The sequence below is a fragment of the Mesorhizobium sp. CNPSo 4689 genome, from assembly GCF_057784325.1.
In genome coordinates, this window is the sequence record NZ_JBWLUZ010000005.1 from 129,794 (window position 1) to 154,515 (window position 24,722).

The following is a 24,722-nucleotide window of genomic DNA, read 5'->3' on the forward strand; positions in this document are numbered from 1 at the left end:
TCCCAAAACCGCTGCACACTTTTGGGCGACATGCACGCGGACCACATTGTTCGTGGTCTCATGCAAGCATATCAGGCGGGCACGTTCCAGATGTCTTTCGCATATTGGCGGATCGTGCGATCGGACGAGAACCAGCCGACGCGAGCGACATTGCGGATCGCCCGCGCGTACCAGTCGGGACTGTTGCGCCAGACGGTGTCGACGTCGCGCTGGGTGGCGGCATAGGTGTCGAAGTCGGCCGCCACCATGAACCAGTCGCTGCCATAGAGGCCGTTGATCAGCTCGCGATAACGGTCGGGATCGTCAGGCGAGAAGACGCCCGACGAGATGGCGGCGAGCGCTTGCGACAGTTCCGGCGATGCCTCGATCACGGCGCGCGGATCGTAGCCGTTGTTGCGCCGCTCGGCGACCTCGGCGGTGGTCAGGCCGAAAATGAAGATGTTGTCGTCGCCGACGCATTCCTTGATCTCGACATTGGCGCCGTCGAGCGTACCGATGGTCAGGGCGCCGTTCAGCGCGAACTTCATGTTGCCGGTGCCGGATGCTTCCATGCCGGCGGTCGATATCTGCTCGGAGAGGTCGGCGGCCGGCATCAGGATCTCGGCCAGGCTGACATTGTAGTTCGGCACGAACACCACTTTCAGCAGGCCGCGCACAGCCGGGTCGCGGTTGATGACCCTGGCGACGTCGTTGGCAAGTTTGATGATCAGCTTGGCGTTGTGGTAGCTGGGTGCCGCCTTGCCGCCGAAGAACTTCACGCGCGGCATCCAGTCGCGCTCGGGGTGTGAGCGGATCTGGTCGTAGAGCGCGACCGCTTCCAGGATGTTGAGCAGCTGGCGCTTGTATTCGTGAATGCGCTTGACCTGGATGTCGAAAAGCGCCGAGGGATCGAGCTTGATGCCGAGCCGGTCGGCGACCAGGTTGGCGAGCCTGGCCTTGTTCGCCCGCTTGACGGCGGCGAACTTGTCACGGAAGGCGGCGTCGTCGGCAAAGGCGTCAAGCCCCTTGATCGCATCGATGTCATCGAGGAAGCGGTCGCCGATCGCCTCGCGGGTCAGCGCGGTGAGGCCGGGATTGCACTGGATCAGCCAGCGCCGGGGCGTGATGCCATTGGTCTTGTTGTTGATGCGACCAGGGTAGAGCTTATGGAGATCGGCGAAGACCGTCTCCTTCATCAGTTCGGTGTGCAGCGCCGAAACGCCGTTGATCGAGTGCGAGCCGACAAAGGCCAGATTGCCCATGCGCACCCGGCGGTCGCCGTTTTCCTGAATCAGCGAGATGCGGCTGATCTGCTCGCCCGAGAACTTGTTGGTGGCGCGCGCCTCCAGAAGCACCTCGGCGTTGATGGCGTAGACAATCTGCATGTGGCGCGGCAGCAGCCGCTCGAACAGCGGCACCGGCCAGCTTTCAAGCGCTTCGGGTAGCAGCGTGTGGTTGGTGTAGCCGAAAGTGCGCTTGGTGATGTCCCAGGCCTCGTCGAAATCCATGCCGTGGACATCCATCAGGAGGCGCATCAGTTCCGGCACGGCGATGGCCGGATGGGTGTCGTTCAAATGGATCGCCGCCTTGTCGGGCAGCGACTGCAGATCGCCATACTGGCTGAGATGACGCTGGAGAATGTCCTGCAGCGAGGCGGTGGAGAAGAAATACTCCTGCCGCAGCCGCAGTTCCTGCCCGGCCTTGTGGGAATCGGCCGGATAGAGCACGCGCGACAAGGCATCGGCCTTGTTGCTCTCGGCAAGCGCGCCGATGTGGTCGCCGGCATTGAACTTGTCGAGCAGGATCGGATCAATCGGCATACCGGACCACAAGCGTAGCGTGTTGACTCGGTTGGCCCGCCAGCCGACCACCGGCGTGTCGTAGGCGACGGCCAGCACATGCTCGGTCGGTTTCCAGACGTGGCGTTCGAGCCGGCCGTCCTTCGAGGTGATCGACTCCACCGAGCCACCGAAGCCGACCTCGAAGGAGCGTTCGCGACGCTCGAACTCCCAGGGGTTGCCGTGGTCGAGCCAGGTTTCGGGCAGCTCGACCTGCCAGCCGTCATGGATTTCCTGGCGGAACATGCCGTTGGCATAGCGTATGCCGTAGCCGTGCGCGGGAATGTCGACGGTAGCCATGCTTTCCATGAAGCAGGCGGCAAGCCGGCCGAGACCGCCATTGCCAAGCGCTGCATCCGGTTCGAGCCCGGCGATGAGGTCGAGGTCGACGCCGAGAGACTTGAGCGCCTCGCGCATATTGTCCATCAAACCGAGATTGGAGAAGGCATCGCGCATCAGGCGGCCGATGAGGAATTCCAGCGACAGATAGTAGACGCGCTTTTCCTGCTGGGCGTAGGCCTCCTGCGTCGCCTGCATCCAGTGATCGACGATGCGGTCGCGCACGACCTTGATCGAAGCGGTGAGCCAGTCGTACTGGGTGGCGACGTTGGTGCCCTTGCCGACCCTGTATTTGAGGGCCAGCAGGACTTCGTCGGCGAGCGTCTTGGGGTCGGGGATTTCGAGGACGGGGGCTTCGGATGTCATCGTGCGCGTCATAATGCCTCTCGTGATCGTGCCGCGATCATACCGGCTTTCACCGCTACTCCCAGCCCATCCTAGTGCATTGCAGCATATGTTCAATCGATTTAGATCGGGACGCCACCGGGTTCACCTGCGGCAATTTTACCCGTCGAGGCAGATCAGGCCGCCAGCGCGTCCTCCGGCGGCTTCTTTGCGCCGGTCATGAGGGCCACAGCATCCGACATGGAAATCTGCTTCGGATCGACGACGCAAAGGCGTCGGCCGAGCCGGTGGATGTGGATACGGTCCGCGACCTCGAAGACATGCGGCATGTTGTGCGAGATGAGCACGATCGGCAGGCCGCGCTTCTTGACGTCGAGGATCAGTTCGAGCACGCGGCGGCTCTCCTTGACACCAAGGGCGGCCGTCGGCTCGTCCATGATCACCACGCGACTGCCGAAGGCAGCAGCGCGCGCCACCGCCACGCCCTGGCGCTGGCCGCCCGACAGCGTTTCCACCGCCTGGCTGATATTCTGGATGGTCATCAGGCCGAGTTCGGTCAGCTTGTCGCGAGCCCGCTTTTCCATCGCCGGACGGTCGAGCATGCGGAACCAGCTGCCGAGCGGGCCCGGCTTGCGGATCTCGCGGCCGAGGAACATGTTGTCGGCGATCGACAGCGCCGGCGACAGCGCGAGGTTCTGGTAGACGGTCTCGATGCCGGCTTCGCGGGCCTCCATCGGTGACTTGAAGGCAACGGGTTTGCCTTCAAGCCGGATTTCACCTTCGTCGGGCACGGCCGCGCCGGAAATCGCCTTGATCAGCGATGACTTGCCGGCGCCGTTGTCGCCGATGACGGCCAGGATTTCGCCCGGATAGAGGTCGAAATCGGCATTGTCGAGGGCGGTGACGCGGCCATAGCGCTTGACTAGGCCGCGCGCGGTGAGGATGGGTTCCTGGGTCATGACTATGCCGAAACCTTTCTGATCCATTGATCGATCGCCACGGCGCCGATGATCAGCACACCGGTGAGCAGCACTTTCCATTGCGGATCGGCGCCCAGCATGTTGAGGCCCATCGAGACGACACCGACGATCATGGCGCCAAACAGCGTGCCGAGGATCGAGCCGCGTCCGCCGAACAGAGAGATACCGCCGATCACCGTCGCGGTGATGGCCTGCAGATTGTAGTCGGTCACGGCGGCCGACGGCGAGATCGAGCCATTGCGGCCGATCGAGACCCAGGCCGCGAAAGCGGCGATCAGCCCGGCAAGGGCGTAGACCGTCATCAGCACCTTCTTGGTCTGGATGCCCGACAGTTTCGCGGCCTCCTGATCGTCGCCGACGGCGTAGACATGACGCCCCCATGCGGTGTGGTTGAGCACGTACCACAAGAGGAGCACGAGCAAGACCATGGCGATGACGCCGAGCGTCAGCACGGCCGTGCCGACCTTGAAACTCAGGGCAAACAGATGCAGCAGCGGCGCCTGGACGTCGACGTCGGTGTCGCGGATCGTCTCATTGGCCGAATAGATGAAGTTGGTGGCCATGACGATGTTCCAGGTGCCAAGCGTCACGATGAAGGGCGGCAGCTTCATGTAAGCGACCAGCACCCCGTTGAGCAGGCCGCAGGCGCCACCAGCGGCAAGGCCGATGGTTACCGCAAGAATGGCCGGCATACCGTAGGTGACCGCGCAATTGCCCATGATCACGGCCGAAATCACCATGATGACGCCGACCGACAGGTCGATGCCGGCGGTCAGGATGACCAGCGTCTGTGCGGCGCCGAGAATGCCGACAATGGCGATCTGCTGCAGGATCAGCGTCAGCGTATAGGATGAAAAGAAACGCCCGCCGATCGTGATACCGAAAATGATGATCGACAGGACCAGCACGATCAGCGGCACCGCGGCCGGCGTGGAATGCAGGAAATGCTGGGCGCGTTTGACGGCCGATTTGTGCTCGTCAAAAGCGGCAACGCTTGTGTCGCTGCCCGAGAGGACCTTCTCGAATTCCTGAGCTTGAGCCATGTTTTCTCCCCTGGGCTTCAGCCACATGCCGACGCCGTCCACGCCTTTCCGGGTCTGCTGCCGGGATTATTCGCGTTTGCAGTGACACATCGTCCACCCGATGCGGCCGGGGATCAAGCCCCCGGCCGTCAGGTTGTTGCTGGCTGTCAGGCAGCCATCAGCCCCAGCACTTGGCCAGGCCTTCCTTGGTGTCGATGGACTTCACGCCGTTGGCCGGCTTGTCGGTGACGAGGTTGACGCCGGTGTCGAAGAAGTTCTTGCCTTCGGTCGGCTTCGGCTTGGTGCCGTCCTTGGCGAAAGCGGCGATCGCCTCGATGCCGAGCGCCGCCATCTGCAGCGGATACTGCTGCGAGGTGGCGCCGATCACTCCTTCAGTCACCGACTTCACGCCGGGGCAGCCGCCGTCGACCGAGACGATCAGCACCTGGCTTTCGAGACCGACGGCCTTGAGCGCCTGGTAAGCGCCGACAGCGGCTGGCTCGTTGATGGTGTGGATGACGTTGATGGTGTTGTCCTTCTGCAGAAGGTTCTCCATCGCCTTGCGGCCACCCTCTTCGTTGCCGTTCGTCACGTCATGGCCGACGATGCGCGGATCGTCCTCGTCGCCGATCTTGTTGGGGTCCTTCACGTCGATGCCGTAACCCATCATGAAGCCCTGGTCGCGCAGCACGTCCACCGTCGGCTGCGACGGCGTCAGGTCGAGGAAGCCGATCTTGGCGTCCTTGGCCTTGTCGCCGAGCGTCGCGGCGGCCCAGGCGCCGATCAGCTTGCCGGCTTCCAGATTGTCCGTGGCAAAGGTCGCGTCGGCGGCGTCGATCGGATCAAGCGGGGTGTCGAGCGCGATCACCAGCAGGCCTGCGTCACGCGCCTTCTTCACCGTCGGCACGATGCCCTTGGTGTCGGAAGCGGTGATCAGGATACCCTTGGCGCCGTCGGCGATGCAGCTTTCGATCGCCGCCACCTGGCTCTCGCTGTCGCCGTCGATCTTGCCGGCGTAGGTCTTGAGATCGACGCCGAGTTCCTTGGCCTTGGCGGTGGCACCTTCCTTCATCTTGACGAAGAAAGGATTGGTGTCGGTCTTGGTGATCAGGCAGGCGCCGACACCGGCGGCCGATGCCGTCGATGCAAAAGCCATCAGGCCGAGGCCGGCCGCGGCAAACACGGTGGATTTCAACAGTTTTGACTTGGTCACGATCTTCCTCCCATGGGAACCATTCAGGATGCCGGCCAACCGGCATCTCAAGCGCATCCAACGATATTCTCCCAGCGCGGACGCCGGCCCAACAGACACCAGTCCGGGCGGCGTGTCAATAATTAAATCACTCTTATTTATTATTGACACACTTGCCTCGTTCGCTCATTCTGGCCCAAAAGCAGTGTGGGGAAATGACGGGAGGAACAAGGGTGGAGACCGGCATTGCGAGGCACGGTTCGCCCGAGGCAGCAGAGAGTCGTCTGCACCGTGGCACCAACCAGAGCGGGATGCGCGACCACAATGAGCGGCTGGTGCTGTCGCTCGTGCGCCAACATGGCAGCCTGGCCAAATCCGACATAGCGCGCATGACCGGGCTTTCGGCGCAGACCGTCTCGGTCATCATGCGCGAGCTGGAGGAAGACAGCCTGCTCGTCCGCCAGGCGCCGCTGCGCGGCAAGATCGGCCAGCCTTCGATTCCAATGGCGCTCAATCCCGAAGGTGCCTTCTTCATCGGCCTTAAGATCGGCCGCCGCAGCGCCGAGCTGGTGCTAATCGACTTCCTCGGTACCGTGCGCTCGATGCTGCACCACTCCTACCGCTATCCGGCGCCGCGCGAGACGGTAGAATTCGTCACCGCCGGCATGAAGACAATGCGCGGCGAACTGACGCCGGCGCAGGACAAGCGCATTGCCGGGCTTGGTATCGCCATGCCGTTCGAATTGTGGAACTGGGCGGACACGGCGGGTGCGCCGCGCGAGGTCATGGACGAATGGCGCCATCGCGACATCCGCTCAGACATCCAGGCGCAGTGCGATTTTCCGGTCTATCTGCAGAACGACGCCACTTCGGCCTGCGGCGCCGAACTTGTCTTCGGCCAGGCGGCGGCGCGCGACTTCGTCTATTTCTATATCGGCGCCTTTGCCGGCGGCGGCATCGTGCTCAACGGCCGGCTTTTCGGCGGTCCGACCGGCAATGCCGGCGCGCTGGGTTCAATGCCGGTGCCCGGACCCGACGGCAAGCCGACGCAGTTGATCGACGTCGCCTCGATCGCCATGCTGGAAAAGGCGCTCAATGCGCGCGGCGTCGAGGCTTCGCATCTGTGGACTTCGCCGCAGGACTGGGGCGACATCGGCGACGAGCTCGACACGTGGATCGCCACCGCCTCCCAGGCGCTCGCCTATGCCATCGTCGCGGCGTCCTCGGTGATCGATTTCGAAGCGGCGGTGATCGACGGCTGGATGCCGCTCACCGTACGCCGCCGTCTCGTCGATGCCGTCATCGAGGTGATCGGCACGATCGACGGCGAAGGCCTCAAGCTTCCCGCCGTGCGCGAGGGCACGGTCGGCATCCATGCGCGGGCGCTGGGCGGCGCCAGCCTGCCGCTTTCCGAGCGCTTCCTGATCGGCTCGACCACGATTTCCAGGAGCGCCTGAGCCATGCTGATTGGCATTCCGGCGCTGCTCGGTCCGGAGCTTCTGGCGATCTTGCGCGGCATGGGCCATGGCGACGAGATCGCGCTTGTCGACGGCAACTATCCGGCCGAGGAACAGGCGAAGCGGCTCATCCGCGCCGACGGTCATCCGCTGGTCCCGGTGCTCGACGCCATCCTGAGTGTCCTGCCCGTGGACGACGCCGTGCCGGAAGCGCTGTTTCGCGCCTCGGTCAAGGGCGATCCCACGCTTGCCGATCCGGTTCATCACGAGATGGAGGCGGTCTGCGCCAGGCGCGCGCCGGGCCACAAGGTGGTTGCGCTGGCCGGCCCCGACTTCTATGCACGGGTCAAGGCCGCGCACGCGATCGTAGCGACCAGCGAACCCAGGCTCTACGCCAACATCATCATCCGCAAGGGCGTGATCTATCCGCCGGAGACCAAGAAACAATGATCCTCTGCTGCGGCGAAGCCCTGATCGACATGCTGCCGCGCACGACGACCGAGGGCGAGCCGGCCTTTGCGCCCTATGTCGGCGGCGCGGTGTTCAACACGGCGATCGCGCTCGGCCGGCTGGGCGCCCCCGCCGGCTTCTTTTCCGGCCTGTCGTCCGACCTGTTCGGCGGCCAGTTCCGGGACGCTCTGGGGGCAAGCAAGGTCAGCTCGACCTACGCGCACACCTCGCCCCGTCCGACGACGCTTGCCTTCGTGCGGCTGAACAACGGCCAGGCGACCTACACCTTCTATGACGAGAACACTGCCGGACGCATGCTGACCATCGAGGATCTGCCGGAACTCGGCGCCGAGATCGAGGCGATGCTGTTCGGTGCCATCAGCCTGATCTCGGAGCCGGCCGGATCGGCCTATGAGGAGTTCATGCGGCGCGAGCACGAGCGCCGAGTCATGATGCTCGACCCCAACATCCGGCCGAATTTCATCCCCGACAAGGCCAAGCACCTCAGGCGCATTCGCTCGATGATGGCCATGGCCGACATCGTGAAATTGTCGGACGAGGACCTGGACTGGTTCGGCGAAGCCGGCTCACATGAGGACGTCATCCGCAATTGGCTCGATCGCGGGCCGAAGCTGATCGTCGTCACCCATGGCAGCGAAGGCGCTGTCGGATACAGCCGGAAGCACAAGGTCACGGTCATGCCTCAGAAGGTCACGGTGGTCGACACGGTCGGCGCCGGCGACACCTTCAACGCCGGCATCCTCGCCTCGCTGCACGAACAGGGCCTGCTCACCAAGGCGGCGATCGGCGACCTGCCCGAGGACGCGATCCGCCAGGCGCTGGCGCTCGGCGCCAAGGCCGCAGCGGTGACCGTATCGCGGGCCGGCGCCAATCCGCCTTGGCGGCATGAAATCGCCTGATCGGAGCGCAGAACGGCCGGAAATGCGCTTTGCCAACTGATCACTTTATGTTTCGCGAGGCGAAAAGACGCGATGAAAGGGACGTGTCGCGCCCAGCGAAGGCCGGAATTCCGGCATCCTGCGGCAATGCACCCTGAAATCGCGGTAACAGGCTGCGACACCTAGGCAATTCGCGGTTTGGGCGGTTCGGCTTTCTCGACCGCGCCAAGTCTGGTACCAGCGGGCCGATCAAGTTTGTTGTGCGTGTCGTTGTCCCGAAATCGGCACACCCTCGGGTCCGGCCCGTGGGCAAGCTTTTGGGCGACACGCACTAATCCGTTTTGAGGCCGACATGCAGTTCATCGATCTTGGCGCGCAGCGCGAACGAATCCGCGACCGGCTGAAAGCCGCGATCGACCATGTCGTCGAGGATGGCCGCTACATCCTTGGGCCTCAGGTCACGGAATTCGAGAACAACCTCGCCGCCTATGTCGGCACCAAACATGTCGTGGCCTGCGCCAACGGTACCGACGCGCTGCTGCTGCCGTTGTTTGCGGCCGGCATCGGACCGGGCGATGCTGTGTTCGTGCCGAGCTTCACCTTTGCCGCGACGGCGGAAGTCGTGGCGCTGGCCAAGGCCGAGCCGGTGTTCGTCGACGTCGATCCGGAGACCTACAACATCGACATCGCCAGCCTCGAGGCGGCGATCGCCATGATCAAAGAGGAAGGCCGGCTGCAGCCGAAGGCGATCATCCCGGTCGACCTGTTCGGGCTCGCCGCCGACTACGAGGCGATCATGGCGATTGCCAACCGCGAAGGGCTGCTGGTGATTGAGGATGCCGCCCAGTCGATGGGCGGCTCGCTCGACGGCAAGATGTGCGGGGCGTTCGGCCATGTCGGCTCGACCAGCTTCTATCCGGCGAAGCCCCTCGGCTGCTACGGCGATGGCGGCGCGATGTTCACCAATGACGATGCGATGGCCGACAAGCTCCGCTCCTTCGCGTTCCACGGCAAGGGCGAAACGCAATACGACAATGTCCGCGTCGGCATCAATTCGCGACTCGACACGCTGCAGGCAGCGATCCTGATCGAGAAGCTGGCGATCCTGGAAGACGAGATGGTCGCCCGGCAGGTGGTCGCCAAGCGCTATGCCGAAGGCCTCGGCGACATCGTCAAGGCGTCCCGCAATCTGGACGGCAGCCGGTCAGCCTGGGCGCAATATGCCATCGAAACGCCGAAACGTGACGGGCTGAAGGCGCATCTGGGCGAAAAGGGCATCCCCTCGGTCATCTATTACGTGAAGCCGCTGCACAGCCAGATCGCCTATCGCGACTATCCACGCACACCGACCGGCCTTGCCGTTTCGGAGGAACTGCCGAAGCGCATCCTGTGCCTGCCGATGCATCCCTATCTCAGCGAAGCCGACCAGGACCGGATCATCGAGACGATCCGCAACTACATCGGCTCGAACTCTGCGCACGTTGCCGCGGCGTAAAATGCGAGCGCCGTCAGCCAGGTGAATCGTCAGGCCGGACTTGCTGCCTTCCCGCTGGCGATGAAATGCGGGTTGGCGAAATCCGCGTCGTCAGCCTGCTTGCGCTTGCCGTAAGCCAGCGGCTTGCCGTCCAGCGTGCGCGTCACGCCGCCTGCAGCGCGCAGCACCGCGTCGCCGGCCGCCGTGTCCCATTCCATGGTGCGGCCGAAGCGCGGATAGATATCAGCCTCGGCTGCCGCGACGAGGCAGAATTTCAGCGACGAACCGACCGACACGATCTCCGCGGCGCCGAGATCACGGATGAAGGCGTCGGTTTCCGGCGTGTTGTGGGAGCGGCTGGCGACGACGGCCGGCGGCTCAGCGGCCGGTCGCGCAGAAATCGGCCGGCGGCCGACGATGCGAAAATCGTCATCGACTTCGATTGTTTCCGCCCTGCCTGGCCGTCCCGAGAAGAAGCGCCCGGTGCAGGGCGCGAAGACGACGCCGACTTCCGGCACGCCATGGCGAACCAGCGCGATGTTGACGGTGAAATCGGTCCTGCGGTTGACGAATTCCTTGGTGCCGTCGAGCGGATCGATCAGGAAGAAGGCATCACCGAGATCGCTCGGCATGACGCCGACCGAGGCTTCCTCCTCGGCCACGCATGGAATTTCCGGAAATGCGGCGCGCAGGCCGGCGAGGATGATCTTCTCGCTCTCGCGATCGGCTTCGGTCACCGGTGAACTGTCGGACTTGCGATCGACCGCGCAGCCGTCGTGAAAGACGCGCATGACCTCGCGACCGGCCTCCAGCGCAAGGCGCTCGAATACGCCGAGCATCGCCTCGTCGTCAGATACCGCCGCCGTTGTCGTATTGGTCTTCGGCAATGTCGCGCTCGTTCAGCCAGAGTTCCAGGGCCTCTACCATCTCCTCGGCAGATTTGCCGAGTGTCTCGAGATGGATTTCGGGTTTTTCCGGAGCCTCATACGGTGAATCGACGCCGGTGAAATTCTTGATCTCGCCATTCAGCGCCCGCGCATAGAGGCCCTTCGGATCGCGCCTGGCGCATTCCTCGAACGGCGTGTCGACGAACACTTCGATGAACTCGCCGTCGGCCATCAACTCCCTGGCCATGCGCCGCTCGGCGCTGAACGGGGAAATGAAGGATACGATGACGATCAGCCCGGCATCGGCCATCAGGCGCGCCACTTCGGCCACGCGGCGGATGTTTTCGACGCGGTCGGCATCGGTGAAGCCGAGATCGCGGTTGAGGCCGTGGCGAACATTATCGCCATCCAGGATGTAGGTGTGGCGGCCCGAGGCGAAGAGCTTTTTCTCGAACAGATTGGCGATGGTCGACTTACCCGAGCCGGAAAGCCCGGTGAACCAGAACACGGCGGGGCGCTGGTTCTTCAGGTCGGAGCGGCCATGCTTGCCGACATCGAGCGACTGCCAGTGGATGTTTTCGGCGCGGCGCAGCGAATGCAAAATCATGCCGGCGCCGACCGTGGCGTTGGTGATGCGGTCGATCAGGATGAAGGCGCCGGTGGTGCGGTTCTCGCCAAAGGTGTCGAAGGCGATCGGCGACCGGGTCGAGATGTTGCAGATACCGACTTCGTTCATCTCCAGCGACTTCGCCGCCTCATGGGCAAAGTCGTTGACGTTGACGCGGTATTTCAGGTCGGTGACGGTGGCGCTGGTCTGGTCGGTCTCGGTGCGCAGGATGTAGGAGCGGCCGGGCAGCAGAGCGTGTTCGTCGAACCAGACGATGTTGGCGGCGAACTGATCGGCGACCTGCGGTCTGGCTGCCGGCGACACCAGCATGTTGCCACGCGAGACCTCGACCTCGTCGTCGAGAACCAAGGTGATGGCCTGGCCGGCAACGGCCTTTTGAAGATCGCCGCCATGCGCGACGATGCGCCTGACACGCGAGGATTTTCCGGATTTGGCGACGACGACCTCGTCACCCTGTGCAACCGTGCCGGACGCGATGGTGCCGGCAAAGCCGCGGAAGTCGAGATTGGGGCGGTTGACATACTGCACCGGGAAACGGAACGGCAGCTCGGCGGCAGCTTCATCGACCGACACGTTTTCGAGATGCTCGATCAGCGTCGGGCCGGAATACCATTTCGTCTTGTCGGAGCGGCCGGTGACGTTGTCGCCGTAGCGGGCGGACATCGGGATCGGCATGACCGTCTGGAAGCCGAGTTCCTGCGAGAACTGCCTGTAGTCTTCGACGATCCGATCGAAGACGCCATGGTCGAAACCGACGAGGTCGATCTTGTTGACGGCGAGCACGATGTGGCGGATGCCGAGCAGCGAGGCGATGATCGAATGACGCCTGGTCTGGCGCAGCACACCCTGGCGGGCGTCGATCAGCACGATGGCGAGATCGGCAGTCGAGGCGCCGGTCGCCATGTTGCGCGTGTACTGTTCGTGGCCGGGCGTGTCGGCAACGATGAACTTGCGCTTCGGCGTGGCGAAGAAGCGATAGGCGACGTCGATGGTGATGCCCTGCTCGCGCTCGGCCTCGAGGCCGTCGACCAGAAGCGCGAAGTCGATGTCGTCGCCAGTGGTGCCGTGCTTGCGCGAATCGCGCTCGAGCGCGGCGAGCTGGTCCTCGAAAATCTGCTTGGTGTCTGACAGCAGGCGGCCGATCAGGGTCGACTTGCCGTCGTCGACGGACCCGCAGGTGAGGAAGCGCAGCAGTGACTTCTTCTCCTGCGCCGCCATGTATTCGCGGATGCTGTCGGTCGGGGCGAGGCTCTTGGCCAGGATGTGGCGCATGCTCAGAAATACCCTTCGCGCTTCTTCTTTTCCATGGAGCCGGCTTCATCGCGGTCGATGAGACGGCCCTGGCGCTCGGAGGTGCGCGCCGTCAGCATCTCGCCAACAATGGCCTCAAGTGTGTCGGCGTCGGATTCGATGGCGCCGGTCAGCGGATAGCAGCCAAGGGTGCGGAAGCGCACAAGCCGGTTCTCCACCGTTTCGCCCGGTCGCAACTGCATGCGCTCGTCGTCCTTGAGAATCAGCATGCCGTCGCGCTCGACGACCGGGCGCTCCTTGGCGAAATAGAGCGGCACGATCGGGATGTTTTCCTGCAGAATGTACTGCCAGATGTCGAGCTCGGTCCAGTTCGACAACGGAAACACGCGGATCGATTCCCCAGCTGCGATGCGGGTGTTGAATATCTTCCACATTTCCGGCCGCTGGTTCTTCGGATCCCAGGCGTGCTGGGCGTTGCGGAAGGAAAAGATGCGTTCCTTGGCGCGCGACTTCTCCTCGTCGCGGCGGGCGCCGCCGAAGGCGGCGTCAAAACCGTATTTGTCGAGCGCCTGGCGCAGCGCCACGGTCTTCATCACATGGGTGTGGGTGTTGGAGCCATGATCGAAGGGATTGATGTTGTCACGCACCCCATCTTCGTTGACATGGACCAGAAGGTCGAAACCGAGCTTCTGCGCCATCTGATCGCGAAAGGTGATCATTTCGCGGAACTTCCAGGTCGTGTCGACATGCAGAAACGGGAAAGGCGGCTTGGCGGGATAGAAGGCTTTCATCGCCAGATGCATCAGCACCGAGGAATCCTTGCCCACCGAATAGAGCATGACCGGCTTGCTGAACGCAGCCGCGACCTCGCGGAAGATGTGGATGGATTCGGCCTCAAGCCGCTGCAGGTGCGTTAGTGCAATATTCATGGACTGTGAGCGTTCTCTCGTGCCATCCAGACCTTGCATCGACGCATCAGGCACAGTTTTTCAACAGCCCGGTTCAAGCTTCACGTCTGGACATTATGATTTCGTGCCGGCGTTCTAGCAGATCGCCATTGCCGGGAACAATGCCAGAGAGGTCCGCTACCGGGCGGATAGAGAATGAATTTTCCACACAAAGCTTAAAAACCGGAAATTCCTGCCTGACTGGTTGATGGGCCTGAAAGGCAGCGAAAAACTATTGCCGCCACAAGATGCCGCCCGGCCACAGGCTGATGTCACGGGGGCGTAAAGGCCATGCTGGTGATTTTTGATCAGGAGCCGGGCCTCTCCGCACTATCGAAGATCGGACCTAGCCGCTATACCGGACGCAGAAGATGGGCCAGCGGCCGCCTTGCGGCGCGTGGATTTCGAAGGTGATCTTGTTTGCTGCCACCGGAAAGCAGCGTCCCCCAACCCCCGCAATTGTGAACCAGAGCATTGAACCGGCTTTCATCCACAAGACGTCACTTCACGCCTTCGCAGATCAACATTTACTTCTCCATCGTCTGCTTCTTTTCTCCGCCGGTTCTGGGATCGGTGGTCAGCTTTGTGTTCAGCGGCGGCGCCCTGTGGTCCGTCCTGCTGCTCGCCGTGAAGCGGCGGCGCTTCAACATCGACCGGCCGATGCTGGCGATGACCGTGGCGATCTATGCCTATTGCGCCGCGATGATCCTCGCTTCGATCGTCAACAATACGCTCAGGGCTGACGCGGTCTATTTCCTGCCGCTGATAACCTTGCTGTTTTTCCCCCTCTCCTACTCGACCTGGAGCATTACCGAAAAAGCCACCCTTGTGCGCATTGTCGTGCTGGCCAGCATGGCGGCATGTTTTGGCGCCCTGGCTTTGGCCATCGTGCAATATTACTGGCTTGGCATGAGGGCTGAAGGCGGGGCGGGAAATGCGATCATATTCGCCACCGTCGCCTGTCTCAGCGTCATGATGTGCCTGGCCGGCGCCCTGTCGGGCATAGAGAGGGCGTGGAAGCCGTTGATCTTAGCGGCGCTGGCCGGTGCCGTCGCGATTGTCTGTTCGGGTTCGCGCATCATCTGGCTGGCCATGCTGATCGCCGGCATTGCCGTGCTTCTGATCAACCGGCGCAAGCTCACCGGCAAGAATTCCATGCGCCTGCTGCTGATCGCCGCCGGGATCGGGCTGGTGATCGCGGCGGTCGGCTTTCCCATCATATTGGAGCGCGCCGATTTCCTGTTCAGCGACTGGGATGCGCTGAACACCAAGGGCGACCACTCGACGGCACTCGGGCTGCGCGTGGCGCTTTGGCAGATCGGCCTTGGCGCATTCCGCGAGATGCCGATTTTCGGACATGGCATCGCCGCCAGCCGTGACCTCATGCATCAGGGTTTCCAGGACCAGTTCGGCATGGACCGCGGCTTCAGCCATTTCCACAACGGCTTCCTGACGGTCATGGTAGAGGCTGGAATTCTGGGCGCCATCGCGCTGGCTGGGATATTCGTGGTTGCCGCCAGAAATGCGGCCAGGGTGCTGCGCATCAGCGCCGATCCGCTGGAGCGCTTCGGCGCAACGATGCTCGTCGTCACCGTGATCACCTATCTGATCGGCGGGCTGACCGGCATCCTGGTTGGCCATGACATTCTTGATTCGACCTTGATGGTGTTCCTGGTCTGCGGGACATATCTTGCCTCGGGCCGCCAGCAGGCATTGCCGGAAGCATCGGCAGTTGGCTGACAGTTTTCGGACAAGGCCATGAACAAGGCCATGAAAGTGCTGGTCACAGGCGCGACGGGGTTTATAGGGCGCCAGGTCGTGCAACAACTCCGCGAAGCCGGGTTCGAGGTGCGGATCGCCTCCCGCCATCCCGAGCCGGCAAGCGATGCCGTCCTGCTGCCGGCCCCAGATGCGCCGGCCGCAGCGTTCACGGCCATCACGCAGGATGTCAGGCATGTCGTTCACTGCGCCGCCCTGAACAACGACCGCGACGCAAGCGAGGCCGACTATCTGAGTGCCAACGCGGATCTGACCGGACGGCTGGCGCGTGCCGCCGCCGTGCAGGCCGGCGGACGCTTCGTCTATTTGTCGTCGATACGGGCGGTGGCCGGTCCCGGCTTCAGCGGCACCATCGACGAGAAAACACCCCCTGCCCCGCAATGCGCCTATGGGCGTTCGAAGCGCGAAGGCGAGATCAGGACGCTGGACGCCTACGCGTCCAGGCCCTCCGATGCCACGGCGCTCCGCCTGCCGCCGGTTTATGGCGAAGGCATGAAGGGAAACCTGGCGACGCTGATGCGCCTGGGTGGCATGCCTGTGAATTTGCCGCTGCCCGCGGCGCTCTTTAGCGGCATGCGATCGCTGATGTCATGCGAAGCGGCAGCGCGGACTGTGGTGTATTTGTTGAGCTGTCCGCAGCCGCTTCGGCCCGTCTATGTCGCTTGCGACCTCCCTCCTCTCCCAATCTCGGCAGTCCTCGGCGCCTTCCGGCAGGGTTTTGGGCTCTCGTTGCGGCTGTCTGCCGTGCCTGCCGGCCCGATACGGGCGGCGGCGACCTTGCTGGGCAAAGGCAAGGCATGTGACGCGATGACAGCGACTCAGATTTGCGATCCGTCGCTGCTGGTTGCCGAAGGCTGGGTGCCACAGACCGATACGCTCGAGCGGCTGGCTGAACTTGCGCGGCGCCATAGATCAGGTACCGCTCAGCCCCGGTAGATTGTGCCGATGAGAATGCGAATATCCAGGCCGATCGAGGCCGTCTTCAGATATTCGGCATCGGTTTCGGCGCAGAGCTTGGGAACCGACATGTCGATCCCCCTGACCTGGGCGAGGCCGGTTATGCCAGGGAGCGCCTGCAGCACGCCCAACTCTCTTCGGTGCCCGATCAGTTCCGTCTGCGTGGGCAGGCATGGGCGCGGCCCGACGAGGCTCATCTCGCCTTTCAGGACGTTCCAGAGCTGCGGCAACTCGTCGATCTTGGTCCCGCGCAAAACCTTCCCGACGGCGGTGACGGAATTGGCCGGCGCCTCGTGCGTCGGCAAGGACGGCGTTCCCTGATGCATGGTGCGCAGCTTGTGACAGGCAAAGAGCGCGCCTGCGCGCCCGACCCGAACTTGCGAAAAGATGGCGGGCCCGGGCGATGTCGCCCGGATGACCAGCATCGCGACCACCAACACCGGCGATGTCACCACCAGCATCGCGGCCGCGACAACGAGATCGAAGGCCCGCTTCGCGTCCATGCTCTAGATCCGGCGCCAGAGGAAAGCCAGATAAAGCCCAAGCGTTCCCAAAAACGTCTGTCGGTAGACGCCGCTCCTGCGCAGCAGGCGCAAGCGGCGAACGACATTGCCCTTGCGTGCCCTTATGAACAGGCCGAGGCAGGCCGCCGCATCCTTGGTGAGGATATCGCGGTTGACGGCGAGGCCGCCGAGATTGGTGTCGGTCCAGCCGGCAAACTCGCCCCTGGACAGGCGCGCGAGCCTGGAAAGCCTCGCCTTCCAGGAGACATTGGCGCCAACCAGATTTGCCGCGTGCTGGCGGTAGCGCACCAGGGGCCGCGGATCGTAGCGGACAATGCCGCCGGCGGCGGTGACGATCAGGTAGGCCCACCAGTCGTGGCTGACGAACTCCGTCCTTGCCGATGCCTTGGCCAGGAGGTCACGCGCGGTGCGGTTGATCATCATCGTGTTGCCGCCGGCGATGCTCTGTACGAGGGCATTGCGAAACGATGGCGGCTGCCCGAACAGCGGCGAATGGCCTTCGGCGGTTCCGGTTTCGGAAATGGTCGCGGTTCTGGAGCAGAACAGAAGCGGGGTCGCCGCATCCAATGTCTCGATCCAGCGCAGCGCGCTTTCCAGCCGGTCGGGCTCCCAGACGTCGTCCTGGTCGCAAAAGGCGTAGCAGTCGGCATCGATGCGCGGATCGACGATCATCGAACGGAAATTGGCGGCGAAGCCCCGGCACGGTCCTTCCACCAGGGTCAGCCGGCCCTTGTGCCAGCGGGCCTGCCACGCGCGGATCAGATCGGTCGTGCCGTCCGTGGAGCCGTCGTCGGAGACCCACAGGTCTATGTGGGGATGCGACTGCGCGAGCAGCGACTCCAGCTGCTCGGCGATGAAGGCCGCGCCGTCCTTCGTGCCCAACAGAACGGCCACGCGCTGGTCTTGTCTGATCACGGGTTTAGAATCACCTGAACTGCCCGAAATGGCTATCGGATTGGTTTCAATAGCCAATCACGGCCATCTGCGACAGAGTCTAGCCGACTTGTCCGACTGTTTTCGGTCTGGTTTCCTGGCGTGCGCCGCCGATTGGTTTTTCCGCCTGATACAGCGCCGCAAGCACGGCAAGTGCCGCCGCCTTGTCCTGGTCACGCATTGCCGCCTGCAGTATCGTCAGCGCGGCCTGGATCCTGGGCCATTCCACGACATCGGTCCGCAGGCCGAAAATCTTGGCAATATCGAGCTTGACGATCTCCTCGTTCTCGCCCTGAAGCGTCTCGTGCAGCTTCTCGCCGGGCCTGATGCCGGTGAAACGGATCGGAATGTCGGTGTAGGGGCTCTTGCCGGCCATGCGGATCATGGTTTCGGCGACCTCGAGGATCGGCACGGGCTTGCCCATGTCGAGCATATAGATGGCATAGTCGTCCTTGCCCTCGCGCCGCTCCGAATCGGCGGCCGACATGATGACAAGGTCGACGGCCTCGGCCACGGTCATGAAATAGCGCGTCATGCGCCGGTCGGTGATGGTGACTGGGCCACCCGCCTCGATCTGCGCCTGGAAGATGGTGGCCACGGAGCCGTTGGAGCCAAACACGTTGCCAAAGCGCACGGCGATGAATTTGGTGCCGGAGCGACGCCCGCCGAGCCCGGTGGCATGCGTCCCATGCAAGGAACTGACGATCTGCTCGGCCGCCCTTTTGGTGATGCCGAGCACCGAGGTGGGGTCGACCGCCTTGTCGCTCGAAATCAGCAGGAACTGCGGCACCCCGCATTTGGCGGCGACTTCGGCGCAGGCGAGCGTTCCGAAAATGTTGGTCTGAATGGCCGATTCCCAGTTCTCCTCGAGCAGCGGCACATGCTTCAGCGCCGCGGCATGGAAGATGATGGCCGGCTTGAATTCGCTGACAACGCGCGTCATCTGGCGCCGGTCGGTGACATCGATGATGCGACACTTCAGCCGATCATGGTCCTTTTCGTCAACGGACTGGTCGAGCTGGAAAATGCCGAATTCCGAGATATCGGCGACCAGAACGGCCTCGGCGCCGAGTTCCAGGGAGCGCTTGACCAGGATGCGGCCGATGGAGCCGGCACCGCCGGTCACCAGGACGCGCTTGCCGCTGACGAAAGCACCGATGCGCTCGATGTCGGGAGGCACGGTCGAACGGCGCAGGATCGTTTCCATCTCGACGGCGTCGAGAACCAGCTTGCCGCCCTGCCCGAGCTCCGAGAAGCCGGAGAACTGGACGACGGCGATGCCGCTGTGGCGTGCGACGCGAACCAGCTCCGAATACTCCTCGATCTCGCGTTCGGCGCCGTTGCCGAAAATCAGCAGGTCGAGATTCTCGGTGCCCTTGGTGTATTCCTCCAGCACTTCGACAAGGCGCGGGCGGAGCGCCACCACCGGAACGCCCTGGATCCGCGTGCCCCGCCGCGCCTCGCTCTCAATGGCCATGATGCCGGCGATGGCATACTCGGCCGGCTGCGCCGTGCGCGTGAAACGGATGATCACGTCGGCCTCGCTCAGCCTGCCGATGAACAGTGCCTGCTTGACCAGCTTGTTGTTGGTAGCGCGGCCGAGGATGCGCCAGCTCGCGCCGTCGCGAAGGAACCGGTAGTAGAGCCGGGGCGCCGATATGATGGTGAAGGAGACCAGGAAGAAGACGATGAACTGGCGCTCGTTGAGGCCGATCACCGGCTGGAAGGCGCGAAACGCCAGCGAGGCGCTATAGAGCAGCACAGTCAAGGTCGCGCAGCCCTTCAGGATGTTGAAGAAGTCGGGCGTCGAGGCGAACCGCCACACGGTGTTGTAGAGGCCGCAATATCTGAACAGCAAATGGCTGAGAACGACAATGCTCGCCCAGAATGCCAGGCCTGTAGGTGAGAACGTATCGAACGAAAGATTCGACCGCGACAGCACCAGGCTGAGCACCATCGCGATCAGGACCATGACGATGTCCTGAAGCATGATGATGGCGCGCCGTATCTTCGGCCGAAGTCCGGACACGGCTTCTACGTATGAGGTCATTGGCTAGTACTGAACTCCAGGCGCGAAGATAGTAGCGCTAAAGTGGCGCCAGATCGACTGTCATCCGCCACCGGCCACCTATCAGAGTGCCAAATCTTCAACCCGCCGCCCTCTATCGCATAGCGCGGAGTTGGGGGCATCGCCAGAGAATTTTTGCAAAGAGGTGGGGTTAAGAGACTGGGGTGCAGGGCTGCCACAGTGCCCCAGGCTCCGCTGCAGCCGTCATAGAAGGCAGCGGCAAAGGCATTTGCGCTCACGGCGCTTTTGATACTTCCATCGAAGCGGGTTGAACCGCATCCGCTATGGAGATGATCGTCGAAAGCTTGTCGGTCTTTCCCCAGAAGGCCATCGGCTCATAGTCTGGATAGGGATAGTGGCCAAGGTTGAGCTCTATCTTCCAGCCATATTCCCGAATCCAGGTCTCAACCAATCTACGAACCGAAATCGGCTTCCCCGAGCAGATGTTGATCGGGCCAATGTCTTGCCCCAGCGTCGCAAGTGTACAAAGAAACCTTGAAACAGTCGTCACCGGCAGATAGTCGCGTAACTGCTCACCGCCGGACATGTCGAAGACTTTCTTTCTTTCTGTAACCGCATTACGCAATTGCGAAAGAAGCGAGTTGGAGGACTGACCGTCGCCATACAGATAAAATAATCTTGCCCAAACGAGATTAAATCTATGTTGGGCCGAGAGAAATTGCAATTGCCTGTGTAAGGTGTTCTTAGCAAATCCGTAGCAATTGCTCGGCAAGCATATGGTCTCCTCACCGAGAGCGCCAGATTGCATACCATATTCGAAGCAAGTTCCTGTCACAGTTAGCGCCGGCAATCCGGTCTTTACGAGCCGAGCGAGGAATGAGTACTGGTCCGGCAGTTCTTTCTCAAAATGGTGCGGCGAGTGATAGTTCGGCAATCCATCCCATGCAAGATGGATAAGCACGTCCGGCGAACCTAAGCTCTGCCAGTCAGGCTCGTCGCCAGCGCCTATGGCAATCTGCCGGACTTCCGTCCCCATCTGCAGGAACTCATCCGGCAGACGCGAAGCGTCGCGCACGCACGCTGTCGTTTCATGACCGCGCCGACACAGTTCGGCCAGGACATGACGTCCAATAAATCCTGTCGCGCCTGTTACCGCGACGCGCATCAAAATACCTTGAGTTCGGGTATGGACGTCACGAAGCGTGCACCCCATTCGCGGACGTATGCAAGTTGGCTGGTTATCTCTTCAGACAGATTCCATGGAAGGATAACTATGTAGTCTGGCTTTTCGTCGCGAATCTTTTCCTCGCCGGCGATTGGAATCCTGCTTCCTGGCATGAACTTCCCCTGCTTGGCAGGATTGAGGTCCACCACAACGCTTATCAGGTCTGGCCGAATACCGGCGTAGTTGAGGAATGTGTTACCCTTTGCAGCGGCACCGTAGGCGACAACCTTCTTTCCGTCGTCCCGCGCTGCTATGAGAAATGAAAGCAGCGCGTTCTTTGCATGATTGGTTCTCGCCTGGAAACCGGCATAACCTTCGCGAGAAGTGAGGCCCGCAGCCCTCTCACGCGCCAGCATCGCTTCAACAGAGGTGCGTTTTTCGCGCTTCCCCGTGTCTTTCCTCTGCGCGAATACACGCAAGCTGCCACCATGAGTCGACAACTCTTCGACATCGAAGACAGACAAGCCATTCGCGTCGAATATTTGATCTACTGCGGTCAAAGATAGATAGGAGAAATGCTCATGATAAATCGTATCGAACTGGACGAGATCACGTAGATTGAGCAGGGAAGGAAATTCGAAAGTCGAAACGCCGTTCGGTTTCAAGATCCTCGCAAACCCCTTCACGAAATCATTGATATCCGGCACGTGAGCGAGCACATTGTTCGCGGCGGTAAGGTCAGCACTCCGGCCCTCGTTCGCCAGCTTTTGACCGAGTGCCTCGCCGAAAAACGACTGGACTATGTCGATCCCCTTTTCGCGCGCTGCCCTGGCAGTGCTTTCAGTAGGTTCGATGCCAAGACATGGAATGTCGGCTGCCTTGAAATATTGCAACAGATAGCCGTCATTGGCAGCAACTTCGACCACGTGGCTAGCGGAGCTGAGGCCGAACCGTGCAGTCATTGCCTCACAATAGTGTTTGGAATGCTTAAGCCAGGAGGCCGAAAAGCTGGAGAAATACGCATATTCCTGGTCAAATAGTTCGTCAAACCTGGCAAAATCCTCTGTTTGCACCAGCCAACATTGAGTGCAAACGAGAACGCGGAGCGGAAACCACTTCTCCGGACCCCGCATTGCCTCTGCAGTTAGATATGCGTTCGAAGGGGGCGCGCTGCCCAAGTCGACGAAGCTCTGCGTGACCGGTGCACGGCAGTGTCTACAAATCATGTCTTCAAACTCTCGAATGCGCTTGTGATGAAAGGATGGCCTTCGTCGCGAGCCGAGCGCTCGGTGATGGCCAAGGGCCATTCGATGCCGAATGCGGGATCGAGCATGTTGACGGCGTCCTCCGCCTCGGCGGCGTAGGGAGCCGTGTGGAAATAGAGCATCTCGCAATCGCTGCATAGCGTCTGAAAGCCATGGGCGAAGCCTTCGGGAATGTAGAGACTGCTATGATTTTCGGCGCTTAGAACAGCGCCATACCATTTGCCAAATGTGGCAGACCCCTTCCGAAGATCGACGGCAACGTCGAAGACCTCGCCGCGCAAACACGACACGATCTTCGTCTCTTGATAGGGCTCACGCTGAAAATGCATGCCGCGCGCCGCTCCGGTGTTTCGTGTCAGCGTGTGAGTGATCTGGACGATCTTGCGCCCCTCAAGGAAGGAGGCAAACTCGGTGGTGCAGAACAACCGCTCCAAGTAGCCACGGTGATCGCCGATGACCTTCCGCGCAATCAACAGAAGCCCGGCCAGGGGCGTTTGCTCGACGGAAAAACGCGCGCTCATGGGACGGGGCTATCCAGATAGCTGCCGATCTGTTCCCGACACAGCTCAGCCATGTCTTGGTCGCGCGTCCAGGCGTCATGCCATTGAACCGTCTCTTCGAGCGCGCGACGAAGCCTCCAGCGGGGCTGCCATTTCAATCTGACCCGGGCCTTTGAACTCGACAGGGTCAGCATGCCTGCCTCGTGCGGACGCTCGCCGTCGAAAATCTCCCAGCGCGTCTGCGGACGCAAGGCGTGCAGTGTCTCGACGATCCAGCGTACCGGCTTGGCGTCATCCTCGTCCGGGCCAAAATTCCAGCCTTCGGCGAAGCCGACATTGTCGCGCCACAACGCTTCGGCCACCAACAGATAGCCAGACAATGGCTCGAGCACGTGTTGCCAAGGACGGGTCGCTTCGGGTGAACGGATGACGAGTGTTTCATTGCGATCGATGGCGCGTAGAAAATCTGGCACCAACCTGTCTGCCGACCAGTCCCCGCCACCTATGACGTTGCCGGCGCGGGCAGTCGCGACGCCTACGCCCGCCGCGGCCAGGAACGAACGGCGGTACGCCGCGGTTACAAGTTCGGAGCAGCCTTTGCTGCTCGAATAGGGGTCGTGACCTCCCATCGCCTCGTCCTCGCGATAGGCCCAAACCCATTCGCGATTCTCGTAGCATTTATCGGTGGTGACGTTGACGACCACCTTGACGGACGGCGTATGTCGAACGGCCTCCAGGAGATGCGCGGTGCCCATGACGTTCGTTGCATAGGTCGCAAGCGGGTCGGAATATGAGCGGCGCACCAGCGGTTGGGCCGCCAGATGCAGCACGATTTCGGGCTCCGCGGACAAAACTGCGTCGCGTAGCCTGCCGGCGTCGCGAATGTCGCAGCGCAAGTCTGCCTCAAGGAACCTGCTCACTCCAGCGATATCATAGAGCGATGGGGTGGTGTCCGGGTCCAATGAGAGGCCGGTGATCCTCGCTCCCATCGTCGAAAGCCAGATGCAAATCCAGCTACCCTTGAAGCCGGTGTGACCCGTAACAAGAACTCTTTTGCCGGCCCAGAAATCCGGGTTGGGATTGACGGCTGTCATTGCCACACTCGCCATGGCGCCTTGCCGCCCTCCCACAACGCCTCGAGCTGGTGGCGATCACGCAACGTGTCCATGGGTTGCCAGAAGCCATTGTGGCGCCAGGCCGCAAGTTGACCATCCGACGCGAGGGTCTCGAGGGGCTCCCTCTCCCAAACCGTCGCGTCGCCGGAGATGCGGTCGATCACCTGCGGCTCCAATACGAAGAACCCTGCGTTGATCACTCCCCCATCAGCCTTCGGTTTTTCCTGAAATGATTTGACGTCATCACCGTCCAGGTTAAGCGCGCCGAAGCGGCCAGGCGGTGTCGCGGCCGTAAGCGTTGCGAGCTTGCCGTGGTGACGATGAAACTCAATGGTTGCCGCAATGTCTATATCACCAACGCCGTCGCCATAGGTGAAGCAGAAAGTCTCATCGCCTATGTATTCACGCACGCGACGAAGGCGTCCTCCCGTCATGGTGCTATCTCCAGTGTCAATAAGCGTAACCTTCCAATCCTCGGCTCGACTCTGATGAGTTACCATCTGGTTTTTTGCAATGTCAAAAGTTACGTCACACATATGCAGGAAGTAATTTGCAAAATATTCCTTGATCATATACCCTTTATAACCGCAACAAACTATAAATTCATTTATACCGTGCGCTGAATAGCTCTTCATAATATGCCAAAGAATCGGTCGGCCGCCAATTTCTACCAATGGCTTGGGTCGAATAGACGTCTCTTCCGCCAATCGCGTACCGAGTCCGCCGGCGAGTATCACCGCTTTCATTCATAAGCTCCATAGATCCGG

At 61.9% G+C, this 24,722-nt stretch carries 21 protein-coding genes; 6 read left to right on the forward strand and 15 right to left on the reverse strand.

The window, feature by feature from the left end; translation table 11 throughout:
• Nucleotides 1-71 precede the first annotated feature (71 nt).
• The 4 genes from AC04SI_RS11060 to AC04SI_RS11075 form a co-directional block, all read right to left on the reverse strand.
• On the reverse strand, nucleotides 72-2,534 hold the full coding sequence (locus AC04SI_RS11060; RefSeq protein ID WP_404277272.1) for a glycogen/starch/alpha-glucan phosphorylase: 2,463 nt from the start codon (nucleotides 2,532-2,534) through the stop codon (nucleotides 72-74).
• Between the two features lie 143 nt (nucleotides 2,535-2,677).
• Nucleotides 2,678-3,460, reverse strand: a complete 783-nt coding sequence (locus AC04SI_RS11065) for an ATP-binding cassette domain-containing protein (protein ID WP_404277271.1) — start codon at nucleotides 3,458-3,460, stop codon at nucleotides 2,678-2,680.
• A gap of 2 nt (nucleotides 3,461-3,462) precedes the next feature.
• Nucleotides 3,463-4,524, reverse strand: coding sequence for an ABC transporter permease (locus AC04SI_RS11070; protein ID WP_404277270.1), 1,062 nt, complete (start codon nucleotides 4,522-4,524; stop codon nucleotides 3,463-3,465).
• 157 nt (nucleotides 4,525-4,681) lie between these two features.
• Nucleotides 4,682-5,659, reverse strand: a complete 978-nt coding sequence (locus AC04SI_RS11075) for a sugar ABC transporter substrate-binding protein (protein WP_404277450.1) — start codon at nucleotides 5,657-5,659, stop codon at nucleotides 4,682-4,684.
• A 269-nt stretch (nucleotides 5,660-5,928) separates the two neighbouring features.
• Between AC04SI_RS11075 and AC04SI_RS11080 the strand changes: the two genes are divergently transcribed.
• The 4 genes from AC04SI_RS11080 to AC04SI_RS11095 all read left to right on the forward strand — a co-directional run bounded on the left by AC04SI_RS11080 (nucleotide 5,929) and on the right by AC04SI_RS11095 (nucleotide 9,996).
• The gene (locus AC04SI_RS11080; protein WP_404277269.1) at nucleotides 5,929-7,152 is read left to right on the forward strand and encodes an ROK family transcriptional regulator; all 1,224 of its coding nucleotides are present in this window, start codon (nucleotides 5,929-5,931) and stop codon (nucleotides 7,150-7,152) included.
• A gap of 3 nt (nucleotides 7,153-7,155) precedes the next feature.
• Nucleotides 7,156-7,602 (forward strand): RbsD/FucU family protein, encoded by a 447-nt coding sequence (locus AC04SI_RS11085; RefSeq protein WP_404277268.1) that lies wholly within the window; start codon nucleotides 7,156-7,158, stop codon nucleotides 7,600-7,602.
• On the forward strand, nucleotides 7,599-8,522 hold the full coding sequence (locus AC04SI_RS11090) for a carbohydrate kinase family protein (protein WP_404277267.1): 924 nt from the start codon (nucleotides 7,599-7,601) through the stop codon (nucleotides 8,520-8,522). Before AC04SI_RS11085 ends, AC04SI_RS11090 begins: the two co-directional genes overlap by 4 nt.
• Nucleotides 8,523-8,853: 331 nt before the next feature.
• Nucleotides 8,854-9,996, forward strand: coding sequence for a DegT/DnrJ/EryC1/StrS family aminotransferase (locus AC04SI_RS11095; RefSeq protein WP_404277266.1), 1,143 nt, complete (start codon nucleotides 8,854-8,856; stop codon nucleotides 9,994-9,996).
• A gap of 29 nt (nucleotides 9,997-10,025) precedes the next feature.
• Here the strand turns inward: AC04SI_RS11095 and cysQ are convergent, their stop codons facing one another.
• The 3 genes from cysQ to cysD are packed head-to-tail and all read right to left on the reverse strand — an operon-like array spanning nucleotide 10,026 to nucleotide 13,670.
• Complete coding sequence (gene cysQ / locus AC04SI_RS11100; protein ID WP_404277448.1) at nucleotides 10,026-10,814, reverse strand: 3'(2'),5'-bisphosphate nucleotidase CysQ; 789 nt, start codon at nucleotides 10,812-10,814, stop codon at nucleotides 10,026-10,028.
• A 10-nt stretch (nucleotides 10,815-10,824) separates the two neighbouring features.
• Complete coding sequence (gene cysN, locus AC04SI_RS11105; RefSeq protein ID WP_404277265.1) at nucleotides 10,825-12,762, reverse strand: sulfate adenylyltransferase subunit CysN; 1,938 nt, start codon at nucleotides 12,760-12,762, stop codon at nucleotides 10,825-10,827.
• A gap of 2 nt (nucleotides 12,763-12,764) precedes the next feature.
• Nucleotides 12,765-13,670, reverse strand: a complete 906-nt coding sequence (cysD, locus tag AC04SI_RS11110; protein WP_006206275.1) for a sulfate adenylyltransferase subunit CysD — start codon at nucleotides 13,668-13,670, stop codon at nucleotides 12,765-12,767.
• 492 nt (nucleotides 13,671-14,162) lie between these two features.
• Between cysD and AC04SI_RS11115 the strand changes: the two genes are divergently transcribed.
• Both AC04SI_RS11115 and AC04SI_RS11120 read left to right on the forward strand, forming a co-directional pair.
• Nucleotides 14,163-15,428 (forward strand): O-antigen ligase family protein, encoded by a 1,266-nt coding sequence (locus AC04SI_RS11115; protein ID WP_404277264.1) that lies wholly within the window; start codon nucleotides 14,163-14,165, stop codon nucleotides 15,426-15,428.
• Nucleotides 15,429-15,458: 30 nt separating this feature from the next.
• The gene (locus AC04SI_RS11120; protein ID WP_488474246.1) at nucleotides 15,459-16,403 is read left to right on the forward strand and encodes an NAD-dependent epimerase/dehydratase family protein; all 945 of its coding nucleotides are present in this window, start codon (nucleotides 15,459-15,461) and stop codon (nucleotides 16,401-16,403) included.
• Here the strand turns inward: AC04SI_RS11120 and AC04SI_RS11125 are convergent.
• From AC04SI_RS11125 to rfbF, 8 genes are all read right to left on the reverse strand, one after another.
• Complete coding sequence (locus AC04SI_RS11125; RefSeq protein WP_488474217.1) at nucleotides 16,391-16,927, reverse strand: sugar transferase; 537 nt, start codon at nucleotides 16,925-16,927, stop codon at nucleotides 16,391-16,393. The genes AC04SI_RS11120 and AC04SI_RS11125 overlap by 13 nt on opposite strands.
• 3 nt (nucleotides 16,928-16,930) lie before the next feature.
• Entirely contained in the window at nucleotides 16,931-17,842 is a 912-nt protein-coding gene (locus AC04SI_RS11130) for a glycosyltransferase family 2 protein (protein WP_404277262.1), read from the reverse strand.
• 100 nt (nucleotides 17,843-17,942) lie between these two features.
• Nucleotides 17,943-19,931 carry an SDR family NAD(P)-dependent oxidoreductase gene (locus AC04SI_RS11135; protein ID WP_404277261.1) on the reverse strand — a complete coding sequence of 663 codons (1,989 nt, stop codon included), beginning with the start codon at nucleotides 19,929-19,931 and terminating at the stop codon, nucleotides 17,943-17,945.
• 253 nt (nucleotides 19,932-20,184) lie between these two features.
• A complete protein-coding gene (locus AC04SI_RS11140; protein ID WP_404277260.1) occupies nucleotides 20,185-21,075 on the reverse strand; it encodes an NAD-dependent epimerase/dehydratase family protein in 891 nt (296 codons plus the stop codon).
• Nucleotides 21,075-22,301 carry a methyltransferase domain-containing protein gene (locus AC04SI_RS11145; protein WP_488474218.1) on the reverse strand — a complete coding sequence of 409 codons (1,227 nt, stop codon included), beginning with the start codon at nucleotides 22,299-22,301 and terminating at the stop codon, nucleotides 21,075-21,077. Before AC04SI_RS11145 ends, AC04SI_RS11140 begins: the two co-directional genes overlap by 1 nt.
• Entirely contained in the window at nucleotides 22,298-22,861 is a 564-nt protein-coding gene (locus AC04SI_RS11150) for a dTDP-4-dehydrorhamnose 3,5-epimerase family protein (protein WP_488474219.1), read from the reverse strand. The genes AC04SI_RS11145 and AC04SI_RS11150 overlap by 4 nt, the downstream gene beginning before the upstream one ends.
• On the reverse strand, nucleotides 22,858-23,934 hold the full coding sequence (rfbG, locus tag AC04SI_RS11155; RefSeq protein WP_404277257.1) for a CDP-glucose 4,6-dehydratase: 1,077 nt from the start codon (nucleotides 23,932-23,934) through the stop codon (nucleotides 22,858-22,860). Before rfbG ends, AC04SI_RS11150 begins: the two co-directional genes overlap by 4 nt.
• Entirely contained in the window at nucleotides 23,931-24,701 is a 771-nt protein-coding gene (rfbF, locus tag AC04SI_RS11160; RefSeq protein ID WP_192183697.1) for a glucose-1-phosphate cytidylyltransferase, read from the reverse strand. Before rfbF ends, rfbG begins: the two co-directional genes overlap by 4 nt.
• Nucleotides 24,702-24,722: the final 21 nt, after the last annotated feature.